12 protein-coding genes are annotated in these 13,073 nt (G+C 56.1%); 7 read left to right on the top strand and 5 right to left on the bottom strand.

Translation table 11 applies throughout. The annotated features are described in order from the left end of the window. Nucleotides 1-72 precede the first annotated feature (72 nt). Complete coding sequence (recN, locus tag ACT3R4_RS06675) at nucleotides 73-1,746, bottom strand: DNA repair protein RecN (protein WP_441678209.1); 1,674 nt, start codon at nucleotides 1,744-1,746, stop codon at nucleotides 73-75. A gap of 223 nt (nucleotides 1,747-1,969) precedes the next feature. On the opposite strand from recN, the gene grpE reads away from it, so the two are divergent. From grpE to ACT3R4_RS06655, 4 genes are all read left to right on the top strand, one after another. Then, entirely contained in the window at nucleotides 1,970-2,599 is a 630-nt protein-coding gene (grpE, locus tag ACT3R4_RS06670) for a nucleotide exchange factor GrpE (protein ID WP_087108733.1), read from the top strand. 129 nt (nucleotides 2,600-2,728) lie between these two features. Further along, the gene (gene dnaK / locus ACT3R4_RS06665; RefSeq protein ID WP_192528396.1) at nucleotides 2,729-4,660 is read left to right on the top strand and encodes a molecular chaperone DnaK; all 1,932 of its coding nucleotides are present in this window, start codon (nucleotides 2,729-2,731) and stop codon (nucleotides 4,658-4,660) included. Between the two features lie 111 nt (nucleotides 4,661-4,771). Further along, nucleotides 4,772-5,923: a molecular chaperone DnaJ gene (dnaJ, locus tag ACT3R4_RS06660; protein ID WP_192528395.1), complete on the top strand. Its 1,152-nt coding sequence runs from the start codon at nucleotides 4,772-4,774 to the stop codon at nucleotides 5,921-5,923. Nucleotides 5,924-6,021: 98 nt separating this feature from the next. Next, nucleotides 6,022-6,921 (top strand): DMT family transporter, encoded by a 900-nt coding sequence (locus ACT3R4_RS06655; protein WP_441678212.1) that lies wholly within the window; start codon nucleotides 6,022-6,024, stop codon nucleotides 6,919-6,921. Here the strand turns inward: ACT3R4_RS06655 and ACT3R4_RS06650 are convergent. From ACT3R4_RS06650 to ACT3R4_RS06640, 3 genes are read right to left on the bottom strand one after another with little or no spacing between them, the layout of a single operon-like run. Further along, nucleotides 6,899-7,648, bottom strand: coding sequence for an ABC transporter ATP-binding protein (locus tag ACT3R4_RS06650; RefSeq protein WP_087108725.1), 750 nt, complete (start codon nucleotides 7,646-7,648; stop codon nucleotides 6,899-6,901). The two genes, ACT3R4_RS06655 and ACT3R4_RS06650, sit on opposite strands and share 23 nt — an antisense overlap. Then, on the bottom strand, nucleotides 7,642-8,712 hold the full coding sequence (locus tag ACT3R4_RS06645; protein ID WP_087108723.1) for a FecCD family ABC transporter permease: 1,071 nt from the start codon (nucleotides 8,710-8,712) through the stop codon (nucleotides 7,642-7,644). Before ACT3R4_RS06645 ends, ACT3R4_RS06650 begins: the two co-directional genes overlap by 7 nt. Beyond that, a complete protein-coding gene (locus tag ACT3R4_RS06640) occupies nucleotides 8,702-9,829 on the bottom strand; it encodes an ABC transporter substrate-binding protein (protein ID WP_441678214.1) in 1,128 nt (375 codons plus the stop codon). The genes ACT3R4_RS06645 and ACT3R4_RS06640 overlap by 11 nt, the downstream gene beginning before the upstream one ends. 283 nt (nucleotides 9,830-10,112) lie before the next feature. On the opposite strand from ACT3R4_RS06640, the gene ACT3R4_RS06635 reads away from it, so the two are divergent. Together ACT3R4_RS06635 and dapB are read left to right on the top strand one after the other, a co-directional pair. Then, nucleotides 10,113-10,397 carry a DUF2218 domain-containing protein gene (locus ACT3R4_RS06635; RefSeq protein ID WP_087108719.1) on the top strand — a complete coding sequence of 95 codons (285 nt, stop codon included), beginning with the start codon at nucleotides 10,113-10,115 and terminating at the stop codon, nucleotides 10,395-10,397. Nucleotides 10,398-10,567: 170 nt separating this feature from the next. Then, nucleotides 10,568-11,371 carry a 4-hydroxy-tetrahydrodipicolinate reductase gene (gene dapB / locus ACT3R4_RS06630; RefSeq protein ID WP_087108717.1) on the top strand — a complete coding sequence of 268 codons (804 nt, stop codon included), beginning with the start codon at nucleotides 10,568-10,570 and terminating at the stop codon, nucleotides 11,369-11,371. A 243-nt stretch (nucleotides 11,372-11,614) separates the two neighbouring features. Here the strand turns inward: dapB and ACT3R4_RS06625 are convergent, their stop codons facing one another. Next, the gene (locus tag ACT3R4_RS06625) at nucleotides 11,615-11,839 is read right to left on the bottom strand and encodes a hypothetical protein (protein WP_441678217.1); all 225 of its coding nucleotides are present in this window, start codon (nucleotides 11,837-11,839) and stop codon (nucleotides 11,615-11,617) included. A gap of 45 nt (nucleotides 11,840-11,884) precedes the next feature. Here ACT3R4_RS06625 and carA point away from each other — a divergent pair, with 45 nt between their 5' ends. Then, nucleotides 11,885-13,030 carry a glutamine-hydrolyzing carbamoyl-phosphate synthase small subunit gene (gene carA / locus ACT3R4_RS06620; protein ID WP_172117790.1) on the top strand — a complete coding sequence of 382 codons (1,146 nt, stop codon included), beginning with the start codon at nucleotides 11,885-11,887 and terminating at the stop codon, nucleotides 13,028-13,030. Nucleotides 13,031-13,073 lie beyond the last annotated feature (43 nt).

Here is a 13,073-nt window from a genome sequence, read left to right as displayed (position 1 = left end):
CGCTCCTTGTTACAGGGAGCAGCATGGGGGTGTTTTGCGTGCCGTTAATGAAAGCGTGATTTGAGAAAGCTCTTAATGAGGCAGGCGCTGGCTGGCATGCAGCATTTCCTGGGCATGAGCCAGTGTTTGGTCAGAGAGCGTGACCCCGCCCAGCATGCGCGCAAGCTCGCTGATGCGCCCCCGCTCGTCCAGCAAGGCCATATAGGTACGCGTAGAATCTCGCTTGGCACGCTTTTCAATATGCAGGTGCTGGTGCGCCTGTGCGGCCACCTGGGGCAGGTGCGTCACGGTCATTACCTGGCCGTTCTGTCCTAACTTGCGCAATAACTGGCCGACAATTTCCGCCGTGGCGCCTGAAATACCCACATCCACCTCGTCAAACACCAGGCTTGGGATCGTCGAATGCGAGGCGGCCACCACCTGAATCGCCAGGCTGATACGCGAAAGCTCACCCCCGGAGGCAACTTTGGCGAGCGGGCGAGCAGGCTGGCCTGGATTGGCGCTGATCAAAAACTGTACGCTATCCAGCCCTTCAGGCGTGGGTGTTTCACGCGAAGCAACGGCCACTTCAAAGCGTGCCTTCCCCATGGCCAGAAAGGCCAGCTGCTGCTGAACTTCTTTACCCAGCCGTAGGGCAGCTTTTTGACGGGTATCGCTGATTTTCTTGGCTTCGCTGCGGTAGCGCTCACGGTACTCGGCGACCTGACCGCTCAGCGCTTCAAGGTCTTCATCGCTGGTTTCAAGCTGCGCCACTTCACGTTGAAGCGCGCTATGCAGGGCGCATATTTCTTCAGGCGCGACATGATGCTTGCGCGCAATGCGGTGTATGTCAGTCAAACGCTCTTCCACCCACATCAGGCGCTCTGGGTCGAGCTCGGTGCTGCTGGCAAAGTGCTGCAACTCGCTTGCGGCCTCTTCCACCTGAATGCGCGCATCGCTGAGCATGGCGAGCGTATTAGCAAGCGTGCCCTTATCGCTGCCCGGCAGGGCGCTTAAGTGTGCATAAGCTTGATTAAGAAGCGACAGCGCGCCGCCTTCATCGCTGGCGCAGCAGTCGGCAGCCAACTGGGTTTCACGCAGCGTCTCTTCGGCATGCGCAAGGGTCAGTTGCTCCTCTTCAAGCGTCTGTAGTTCGCCTTCACCCAGGCCAAGCTGGTCCAGCTCTTCAACCTGGTAGCGCAGCAGTTGGCGCTTGGCTTCTACTTCACTACCTTCTTCACTGAGCTTTTTAAGCCGTCGTCGCGCATTGCGCCATTCGTGGAAGGTTTCTGCCAGTTGCTGGCGAGCCTCCCGTAGCCCGGCATAATCATCCAGCAGGGCCAGGTGCACCTCTTCACGCATTAACGCTTGATGAGCATGCTGGCCATGAATTTGAATGAGCTGCTCGCCAAGCGATTTTAAGTCCGTGATGGTCGCTGGCTGGCCGTTAATCCACGCTTTTGAACGCCCACTGGCGGTCACTACACGGCGCAGCAGGCATTCGTCGGTGGGGAGCTCGCGGGCTGTGAGCCACTCGACGGCGGCGGGCAGGTGTTGAATGTCGAAACGCGCTGATAGGTCGGTGCGCTCGCAGCCGTGGCGTACGCTGCCAGCATCGGCACGCTCACCAAGGCACAGGCCCAGCGCGCCTAGAAGAATGGATTTGCCTGCACCTGTTTCCCCCGTGATGGCCGTCATACCGTGGGTTAGGTCAAGCTCAAGGCGGTCGACAATCGCGTAATCTTGAATCGCTAGCTGAGTAAGCATGATGCCTCCTGAGGCGGTGCGACACAGAAGCTGGATACTTATCCAATAAATGTTGTTTTATACAGTAGTCGATAACTGACTTCAATGCTCCTCTTGAGATGGCTTTTATGGCCCCCATATAGCCTCTATACGTGTTTAGGGCTGTTTTAAAACTGATTTATTGATTATTTTTTATGAGCAGTGTTGGGCAGATAAAGCCCGAACCCCTTTTGAGGAGCATGGCATGGCAAAAGAACCGCAAACTCCATTAGATGACGAACTCGCTCGCCAAGAGCGGGAAGCCGATATGAGGGACCAGGAGTCTGAAGAGCGCTTGATTGATGGGGAGCTGGAAGGCCTGATTAACGACGAAGCGCCGCTTGAAGGCAGCTTCGCCGACCCCGAGGCCGACGTACTAGCCGCTCAGGTAAATGAGCTGGAGCAAAACCTGGCAGAAGCCAAGGACCAGGCGTTGCGCGCTGCCGCTGAAGCTCAGAATGTTCGCCGCCGTGCCGAGCAGGAAGCGGACAAGGCACGTAAGTTTGCCTTGGAAAAATTTGTAAAAGAGCTGCTGCCTGTGGTGGATAGCCTGGAAAAAGCGCTTGAATCCATGCAGGACGGCGCCTCTGAGGCGCACCGCGAGGGCGTTTCCATGACGCTCAATATGCAGCTGGGGGTGCTCAATAAATTTGGTGTTGAAAGCATTGAGCCCCAAGGCGAGCCCTTTGACCCCCAAGTGCACGAAGCCATGGCGATGGTGCCGAACCCCGAGCTTGAACCCAATACCGTAATGGAAGTGATGCAGAAAGGTTACCTGCTCAATGGGCGTTTGGTTCGCCCAGCGATGGTTGTGGTCAGCCAGAAGGCAAATTAAGCCGATTAGTGACGCAAAGTGTAAAAAAACCCTTGAAAAGTCACTGGCGGCCCCCAGATAAAGGCCAACCACGCGGGAAATCCCGCACACGTTTTAAGTATTGATACAACTGAATTCGAGGTTTTTGCTATGGGACGCATTATTGGTATTGACCTGGGTACTACCAACTCTTGTGTGGCAGTACTTGATGGCGACAGTGCTAAAGTTATCGAAAATGCTGAAGGTGGCCGTACCACGCCTTCGATCATCGCTTACACCGATGACGGCGAAACCCTGGTAGGCCAGGCAGCCAAGCGCCAAGCCGTTACCAACCCGGAAAACACGCTTTACGCCATCAAGCGTCTGATCGGCCGTCGCTTTAAAGACGACGTTGTTCAAAAAGACATCAAGATGGTGCCCTACAAGATCGCTGAAGCTGATAACGGCGATGCATGGGTAGAAGTAAAAGGTAAAAAAATGGCGCCGCCGCAAGTAAGTGCGGAAGTGCTGAAGAAAATGAAGAAAACCGCCGAAGATTACCTCGGTGAAGCGGTAACGGAAGCGGTTATCACCGTACCGGCTTACTTCAACGACAGCCAGCGCCAGGCCACTAAGGATGCAGGCCGCATCGCGGGGCTGGACGTTAAGCGTATTATCAACGAGCCGACCGCAGCAGCACTCGCCTACGGTATGGACAAGTCACGCGGTGACAAAACCATCGCCGTTTATGACTTGGGTGGCGGTACGTTCGATATCTCGATCATCGAAATTGCCGACGTTGAAGGCGAAACCCAGTTTGAAGTACTCGCCACCAACGGCGACACCTTCCTGGGCGGCGAAGATTTCGACTTGGCGCTGATCAACTACCTGGTTGACCAGTTCAAGTCTGACAGCGGTATTGATCTGTCGGGTGACAACCTGGCCATGCAGCGTCTGAAAGAAGCCGCTGAAAAAGCCAAAATTGAACTTTCAAGCGCCCAGCAGACCGACGTTAACCTGCCCTATATCACGGCTGACAACACTGGCCCGAAACACCTTAACGTTAAGGTGACTCGTGCCAAGCTGGAATCGCTGGTAGAAGAGCTGGTTCAGCGTTCACTTGAGCCCTGCAAAATGGCGCTGAAAGATGCGGGTCTGTCTGCGTCTGAAATCGACGAAGTGATCCTGGTCGGTGGCCAGACACGTATGCCGATGGTGCAGAAGAAAGCCGCTGATTTCTTCGGTAAAGAAGCGCGTAAAGACGTTAACCCTGACGAAGCGGTTGCCGTAGGTGCAGCGATTCAAGGTGGCGTTCTGGGCGGCGACGTGAAAGACGTACTGCTGCTGGACGTAACCCCGCTGACTCTGGGTATCGAAACGATGGGTGGCGTGATGACGCCGTTAATCGACAAGAACACCACCATCCCGACGAAGAAGACGCAAACCTTCTCCACGGCGGATGACAACCAGACGGCCGTGACCATTCACGTCGTTCAAGGTGAGCGTAAGCAAGTGACTCAGAACAAGTCGCTCGGTCGTTTCGACTTGTCTGATATTCCGCCTGCACCGCGCGGTGTTCCGCAGATCGAAGTGGCGTTTGACCTGGATGCCAACGGTATTTTGAACGTTTCTGCCAAAGACAAGGCGACCGGTAAAGAGCAGTCGATTGTCATTAAAGCGTCCAGCGGTCTGACGGATGAAGAGATCGATCAAATGGTACGCGACGCTGAAGCCCACGCTGACGAAGATAAAAAATTCGAAGCGTTGGTACAGCTGCGTAACCAGGCCGATGGCATGATCCACGCAACGCGCAAAACCGTGCAAGAAGCGGGCGACAAAGCGACGGATGATGAGAAACAGGCTATCGAAACCGCCATCAGCGAGCTGGAAGAAGCCGTCAAGACTGACGACACGGACAACATCCAGAAGAAACTGGATGCACTGACCGAAGCGTCTGGTCAGCTGGCGCAGAAGATGTACGCCGAACAGGCGGAAGCTGCTCAGCAGGCGGGTGAAGGTGCTGAAGATGCTAGCACCAAGCAGGAAGATGACGTGGTTGACGCCGAGTACGAAGAAGTCAACGACGATAAAAAGCAGTCGTAACATCCTCTTTCTACCAAGGAAGAAGGTAACGCGGGAGGAGACTCCCGCGTTGCTGTTTCCGCGGTCAAGACGCCTAATCAAGAGCATAGTTAACCAGGAGGCGTAGGACCCATGTCCAAACGCGATTATTACGAAGTCCTGGGTGTCGATAAAGGGGCCGATCAGAAAGAGATCAAAAAGGCCTACCGCCGCCTGGCGCAAAAATTCCACCCTGATCGAAACCCGGACGATGATACTGCCTCGGAAAAATTCCGCGAAGTGTCAGAAGCTTACGAAGTGCTTAGCGATGGCGAAAAACGTGCGGCGTACGACCAGTTTGGTCATGCCGGTGTTGATGGCCAAGGCGGTGGCTTTGGCGGCGGCGGTTTCGGTGGCGGTGGCGCGGGTGACTTTAGCGACATCTTCGGCGATGTGTTTGGTGATATTTTCGGTGGCGGGGGCGGCGGCCGCCGTCGTGGTCCTAACGCGCCCGCACGTGGCTCCGACCTTCGCTACAACCTGGAGTTGGACCTTGAGAGTGCGGTAGCCGGTACCACTGTCGACATCCGCGTGCCACGCCACATTGAGTGTGACCGCTGTGATGGCGACGGCGCTGAGCCAGGCTCTTCCAAGGAAACCTGCCCCACGTGTCATGGCCACGGCCAAGTGCGTATGCAGCAGGGCTTTTTCGCGGTACAGCAAACCTGCCCAACCTGTCACGGTAGCGGCCAGCACATCAAAGTGCCGTGCCACAAATGTAACGGCGAAGGCCGTGTGCGTGAAACGCGTACGCTCTCTGTGAAGATTCCGCCGGGTGTTGATACCGGTGATCGCATTCGTCTGAACGGCGAAGGCGAAAGCGGCGTTAATGGTGGCCCAGCGGGCGATCTTTACGTTCAGGTTTCTATCAAAGCGCACCATATCTTCCAGCGCGATGGTAAAAACCTGCACTGCGACGTACCGATCAACTTCGTCGATGCAGCGCTGGGTGGCGAGCTTGAAGTACCCACGCTGGATGGCCGTGTGAAGCTGAAGATTCCGCCGGAGACGCAAACCGGCAAACTCTTCCGTCTGCGCGGCAAAGGTGTCAAACCAGTACGCGGTGGTGCGCCGGGCGACCTGCTCTGTAAAGTCGTTATCGAAACCCCGGTCAACCTGGGTGAAGAGCAGCGCGATTTGCTGCGTAAATTCCAGGAAAGTCTGGAAGGCAGCAATAGCCACTCACCCAAGAAAACTGGCTTCTTCGACAGCGTGAAGAAGTTCTTTGAAGAGATGAAGCCCTGATTTTGGTGTGACTGCCCTAACGTAATTGTACAATGTTAGGTTCCGCAGACCCTCGGCCCAGGCCGGGGGTTTTTGACGTTTAAGGAACATAAAGCGTAATGGATAGCTTGCAGGACAAGCCCACGTTGGGCATTTGGCTCAGAATCCTTTCCGGTCTGCTGTTTACCGGCATGCTGGTATGTATTAAAGCGGTGAGTGATGAAGTGCCGGTGGGGCAGTCGGTGTTTTTCCGCTCGTTGTTTGCGCTGTTGCCGATTATGGTTTTTCTGATGATTCGTCGGGAATTCCCGGGAGGGCTGGCGACGCGTCGTCCGTTGGGCCATGCGTTGCGTTCAGGGTTGGGGGCGGCGGCAATGTTTGCCTCGTTTGCGGCGGTCGCTTTGCTGCCCGTTGCCGAGGCAACGCTGTTGGCTCAGCTGACGCCGGTGTTTATGGCGGTGGGCGGGGTGCTGTTACTGGGTGAGCGGTTTTCGTATTATCGCGCGGGGGCCATTTTGCTGGCGCTTGCCGGTATGGCGGTGCTGGTGCTGCCTGGCCTTAATGCTAGTTCTGAAAGTGGCCTGATGACCGGCTATACGTTGGGCGCGCTAAGCGCACTTTTAACGGCGGGGGCGCTGCTTACCGTTAGGCGCATTTCACGTACTGAAACGGCGGCTTCTATCGCCTTTTACTTTATTTTGGTGTCTGCGCTTGCGGGGCTGGCCACGCTACCTTTGGGGTGGGCGGCGCTGGATACAAAGGCCCTTTGGCTGTTGGTGCTCTCGGGGCTGTTTGGTGGCGCGGCGCATATTGCCATGACGCTGGCGCTTCGCTATGCCGAGGCATCGCGGCTTGCACCGTTTGAGTACATTGCGCTGATTTGGCCAGTAGCGGCCGACTGGGTGTTGTTCGGTATTCCGGTATCGAGTAATTTCTTGCTGGCGCTTCCCTTGATGCTCAGTGGGGTGGCGCTCGCCGCCCTGGAAGGGCGGCGGTTTAGACAGCTTCTTCGACGATAAGCTGGGGGCGGCCTTTCGAGCATGGCTCGATACGTGCCGCCACCTTGTACACCTGGCGCAAAAGCTCAGGAGTAATGACCTCTTCTGTGGGGCCGCATGCGATCAGGCGACCGTTTTCAAGCACCATGGAAGCATCGGTAAAGCGCAGCGCATGGCCCAAATCGTGGAGCGCTACCAGAATCAGCATCTGGCGTTCATCTGCCAAGCGGCGTAAGACCGTTAGCAGGTTGATCTGGCGGTTAAGGTCCAGCGCCGAAGTAGGTTCATCCAGCATCAGAATCTCGGGCTCTTGTACCAGTGCCTGCGCCGCGCTGACCAACTGGCGTTGGCCGCCGCTTAAATCGCCAATGTCACGCTCGCCAAGTGCCGTAATATTAAGCTCTTCAAGTGCCCGGTCCACCTGGGCCAGATCCTCTGGCTGCACTTTCAGGCTGCGCCCTTGCATGCGTGCGAGCAGCACCGACTCATAAACCGTCAACACCGCTTTGGCGCCCGTGTCCTGAGGCATATAGGCCACTGGGCGCTCGGCGCTCGTATGGCGTATAGCGACGTCACCTTCGCCTTTCAGCAGGCCTAGAATACGCCTGAAAAGCGTCGATTTCCCGGCGGCGTTAGGGCCCAGCAGGGCGACGACTTGACCGCCTTGAAAGCAGGGCGTCGTGATATCTTCCAGAATTGAGCGGCGCCCGTAGCGGGCCGAAACGCGGGTTAGCTGTAGGGTTACCATGAAGCCTTCTTGTGGTTGAGCACCAGAAACAGGAAGAAGGGAATGCCCACCAGCGATGTGATAATACCGATGGGAATAATCGTGCCTGGAATAATAATCTTGGAGATCACCGAGCCCACCGAAAGAATCAGTGCACCGCAAAGTGCTGAACCCGGCAGGAAGAAGCGTTGGTCTTCACCGAGCAGGATGCGCGCAATATGCGGCCCCACCAGGCCGATAAAACCGATAGTGCCCACAAACGCCACGGCCACTGCGGCAAGCAGCGATACCAGCACCAGTACTTCCAAACGCAGCGCACGCGGGTTAACGCCCATGCTTTCGGCCTTGGCATCGCCCAGGCGCATGGCGGTAAGCGCCCAGCCGTGACGGGCAAGCAGCGGCATAACGGCGGCAAGAATGCCCAGCGCAATCCAGAACTTGGGCCATGTCGCTTTGGTTAAGCTGCCCATGGTCCAGAACACCACTGCCGAGACGGCTTCCTGGCTTGCAAAAAACTGGATCAGCGCCATTAGTGAGTTGAAGATAAACACCATGGCAATGCCGAGCAGTACGATGGTTTCCACCGTAACGCCGCGTTTAAGGCTCAGCGCGTGGATGAGAAATGCGGTGAACATGGCCATGATAAAGGCGTTGAGCGGCACCACGAACTCAATGGCGGCGGGTACAATCGCCACGCCGAAGGCTAGCCCAAGGGCGGCGCCAAAGCTCGCTCCGGCGGAAATGCCCAGCGTAAAGGGGCTGGCCAGCGGGTTGCTCAGGATGGTCTGCATCTGTGCGCCCGCTACCGAAAGGCTGGCGCCCACCACCAGGGCCATTAGCGCCACCGGCATGCGGATTTCCCAGAGAATGACACGTGCCTGCTGGCTGACGCTTTGGGGGGTCAGCAGAGCGGCGACCACTTCGCCCAGGCTGTAGCGGGCTGGCCCCAGCGCCAAATCAACACAGAGACTAAACAACAGCGCCACCACCAGCGCCAGAAGAATCATCTGGCGGCGGAATACCTGAGTGCGGTAGAAGGCGCGCCCCTGTGAGTAGCTGTCGGGGGCGATGGTCTCAGTCGTCATGGAGCGATACCCAGTAACCCGGCTCGTAATTAATAGGCAAGAAGCGGTCGTGAAGCTCCTGCAGGGTGGCTTCAGGGTCTAGATCTTCAAACAGTGATGGGTGCAGCCATTTGGCGAGCTGCTGAATGGCCACGAAGTAGTAGGGGCTGTTGTAGAACTGGTGCCAGATGGCGTGGAAGTTTCCATCTTCCACTGCCTGGATGCCGGTCATGGCGGTACGCGAGGTCAGCGCTTCAAGCTTGGCGTGAGCGGCTTGCATATCAGAGCCGGGCCCTACGCCTACCCAGGCACCGCCGGGTACGTAGGCGTCCCAATTACCGCCGGTCACAACAACGTGATCAGGGTTTGCAGCAATGATCTGCTCAGGATTCAGCGTGCCGAAACTGCCGGGAATGATGCTGTCGGCAATATTGATGCCGCCTGCCAGTGTCACGTACTCGCCGAAGTTGCCGGGCCCAAAGCTCATGCAGCACTCATCCGAGTAGCCACCCGCGCGGTCGATAAAGACGCTGGGGCGCTCGGGGTTCGCTTCGTTAATGACATCGGTCACCCGCGCCAGCTGCGCCTCAGCGAAGTCAATAAACTCCTCAGCTGCCGCTTCGTCGTTCATGACCTGGCCCATGATGCGCATGGAGGGGATGGTGTGCTCGATGGGGTCTTCACGAAAATCGACGTAGATGATCGGAATGCCCAATTGAGCAAGTTTGTCATCATAGGCGGCATCTTCGGTGGCGGCTTTGGCCTCAAGGTTCATAAAGACCACGTCAGGGTTAAGCGAGGCGGCCTGCTCAACGTCGAAGGTGCCGTCTTTAAAGCCGCCAAACGTTGGCAGAGCTTCAATTTCGGGAAAGCGTTCCGCGTAGCGGGCGTAGTTATCAGGGTCTGCTTGGAAAAAATCTTCGCGCCAGCCGACGATATGCGCAAACGGGGCCTCAGGCTCCAGTAGACCGAGCAAGTAGATCTGACGACCCTCTCCCAGGATAACACGCTCAGCGGGCGCCTCCAGTGTGACTTCACGGCCGGTAACATCGGTAACGGTAACAGGGTCTGCCGCTGCCGTAGTGCAGCTCACAACCGCTGCCGTACCTATCAGCGTTTTTAAAAGAGAGGACGTCATAAGCGTATTGATCACTTGTGGGTGGGTCGGTTGTCAGTGCGCCAGGCTGGAGCTGGTGTCAGCGCATAGCATCGAATATAAAGTTTTTGGGTATAATTCGCATTCTCATAGTGATGCATTATCATGGAATCCGATGTAGCTGTCGAGATGACATCTGTTACGGTGAGAACATTTTTCAGAGATGCTGAACACGCTGTTGCGCTATCAAGGCATTTAACTGTTTGGCGGCTATCCCTGTTACCCATAAGCTAGAGGTAACACCCTTTATCCAGTGGAGAATACTATGCCTTTATCACGTGCTGAAATTGCGACTGCATCAGGCGAGCGCATCATTAACCGGCTTTGCAAGCACTGGGCGCATAAGTTGGAGGTTGAGCACAGCCAGCAGGAGGGCAGGATTGTATTTCCTGACAAAGGCACCTGCTTGTTGCACGCAGAAGCTGACAAGTTGCTGGTGTCTATCGAAGCCCTGGAAGAGGAGCATCTGGATCAGTTGGAAGGCGTGGTGGAAAATCACCTTGTGCGCATGGCGAAAGACGAGGAACTGATTGTCGTTTGGCAAAACTGACGCTTTTAGAAGACATGCCTTTAGATGCTAGAGCGTTGAAAACCAGCGGCAAGGAAAGTCAGGCCGCCTGAAACACAAGCACAGCACTGCTTGAAGCGTCTGTTATAATCACCGCTTGGTTACTATTCAGTTTGATTCGACGTAATTGATCGCAAAATGCAGGAGTTCGCATGACCCGAGTTGCCATTGTAGGCGTGGCTGGCCGAATGGGCCGTACGCTGGTAAGCGCTATTGAACAGGATGCTGGCGCGACGCTCGCCGGTGGAATTGTCGAGCCAGGCAGCTCGTTGGCAGGTGCGGATATTGGTGAGTTAGCGGGCGTGGGCAAGCGCGGTGTTAGCGCAGTCGACTCCCTTGATGCAATCGTTAACGACTTCGATGTGCTGATCGACTTTACCGCGCCTCAGGTAACGCTGGCGAATCTGGCATTTTGTGCCAAGCACGATAAGCGCATGGTGATTGGCACCACGGGCATGAGCGATGATGAGCTGGCCCAGCTGGATAGCTACCGCGATAAAGTGGCGATGGTGTTCGCACCTAATATGAGCGTTGGGGTTAATCTCACGCTCAAGCTTCTGGAAACCGCCGCTAAAGCGCTGGGCGATGAAGGCTACGATATCGAGATTATCGAGTCGCATCACCGCCACAAGGTGGATGCGCCCTCCGGCACTGCGATTAAAATGGGCGAAGTGGTGGCCGATAGCCTCGGACGTACCTTAAAAGAGCACGGCGTGTTTGAGCGAGTAGGCCAGTGTGGTCCGCGTACCGATAAAGAGATTGGCTTTGCCACTGTACGTGCGGGCGATATCGTCGGCGAGCACACGGTGATGTTCGCCACCGAAGGCGAGCGCATCGAAATTACCCACAAGGCTTCCAGCCGCATGACGTTTGCCAAAGGGGCTGTACGTGCGGCGCGCTGGGTCGCAGGCCAAAAGCATGGCCGTTACGACATGCAGGATGTGTTAGGGCTTTAGTGAGAAGCATCGCATCGATCTTGGCCCGCTTTAGAAGCGCACCACGCGTTGCGGGTTTTTATGGGTAGTCAAAGGCCAGAATATGCTGTAACATTCCATAAATTTTGGCCGGGTGGCCCATGAAAAACAGACGGCGCGCTTGTTGCGTTGGTCAGCCCACTGCCTACTCAGGTTCGTTAGTGCGAATTTAGTGACAGCGAAATTAGCTACAGCGTCTGTATTGCCTTTGGCATATAGGCCTGATCACAGACCTGAGATGCCCAGAACAACAAGCGGGATGAAACCGATTTTTTCTTTATCGGCTTCGTCCCGCTTTTTTACGACCCGAGTTTTAAGCATTTGATACTGAAGTTTTGGTAGCTGGGTTTCAACACCGGGTTTAAAAAACCAGACTTCAAACATTAATCTCGATTCTGGTGAGGGTGTCCTGCGGATGCTTTCAACCAGCATCGCTGAGCCTGCGCCCACAGGCTCCCACCAGCATGGGAGGACCTTGACTTGAATAACCCCGCATTGAGCAAACCTGCGATTTTGGCCCTGGAAGACGGCAGCGTGTTTCATGGAATCGCCATTGGCGCGGACGGATTAACAAGCGGTGAGGTAGTGTTCAATACAGCCATGACCGGCTATCAAGAAATCCTGACTGACCCCTCCTATACCCGCCAAATCGTAACGCTCACTTACCCCCATATCGGCAATACCGGCATTAACGCTGAAGACATTGAGTCAGCTTCTATTGCCGCCGCCGGTTTGGTTATCCGCGACTTGCCCCTGATGGCCAGCAGTTTCCGCTCTGAGCAAACGCTGTCTGACTACCTGGCAAGCCAAAACGTTGTGGGTATCGCTGATATTGATACCCGCCGCCTGACGCGTATTTTGCGCGATAAAGGTGCCCAGAACGGTGCGATTTTGGCAGGCGAAGACGCACAAGGTGATGACGCCGTTGAGCGCGCGTTGGCGGCCGCCAACGCCTTTCCTGGTTTGAAAGGTATGGACCTGGCCAAAGAAGTCTCCTGCAAAGAGGCTTATGAGTGGACAGAGGGTGAGTGGACGCTGGGCGAAGGCTATGCGGATGCAACGAAAGGCGAGCGCCCTTACCATGTTGTGGCGTTTGATTACGGCGTGAAATTCAACATTCTGCGCATGCTGGCTGCCCGCGGCTGCCGCCTGACGGTGGTGCCCGCGCAAACACCCGCCGCTGACGTGCTGGCGATGAATCCGGACGGTGTTTTCCTGGCCAACGGCCCAGGTGACCCCGAACCCTGCGATTACGCCATCAAAGCCATTCAGGATGTACTCGAAACGGACACGCCGGTGTTCGGTATTTGCCTGGGCCACCAGTTGCTCGCGCTCGCCTCGGGTGCCAAAACCGTCAAAATGAACCATGGCCACCACGGTGCTAACCATCCGGTTCAGGATTTGGACACGGGCGCTGTGATGATCACCAGTCAGAACCATGGTTTTGCCGCCGATGAAACGAGCCTTCCGGCCAATTTGCGCGCCACCCATCGTTCGCTGTTCGACGGCACGCTACAGGGTATTGAGCGCACCGACCGACCCGCATTTAGTTTTCAGGGTCACCCGGAAGCCAGCCCCGGCCCGCGTGATGTAGCGCCGCTGTTTGATCGCTTCATCACGATGATGCAGGCACGCCGCTAACGCAGGCTCTGCTTCATCACTGTATGCCGCTTTTGTCGCTCTT

The organism is Halomonas sp. AOP7-E1-9, assembly GCF_052376035.1.
GTDB lineage: Bacteria > Pseudomonadota > Gammaproteobacteria > Pseudomonadales > Halomonadaceae > Vreelandella > Vreelandella citrativorans.
This window is presented reverse-complemented; position numbering and strand designations above follow the sequence as displayed.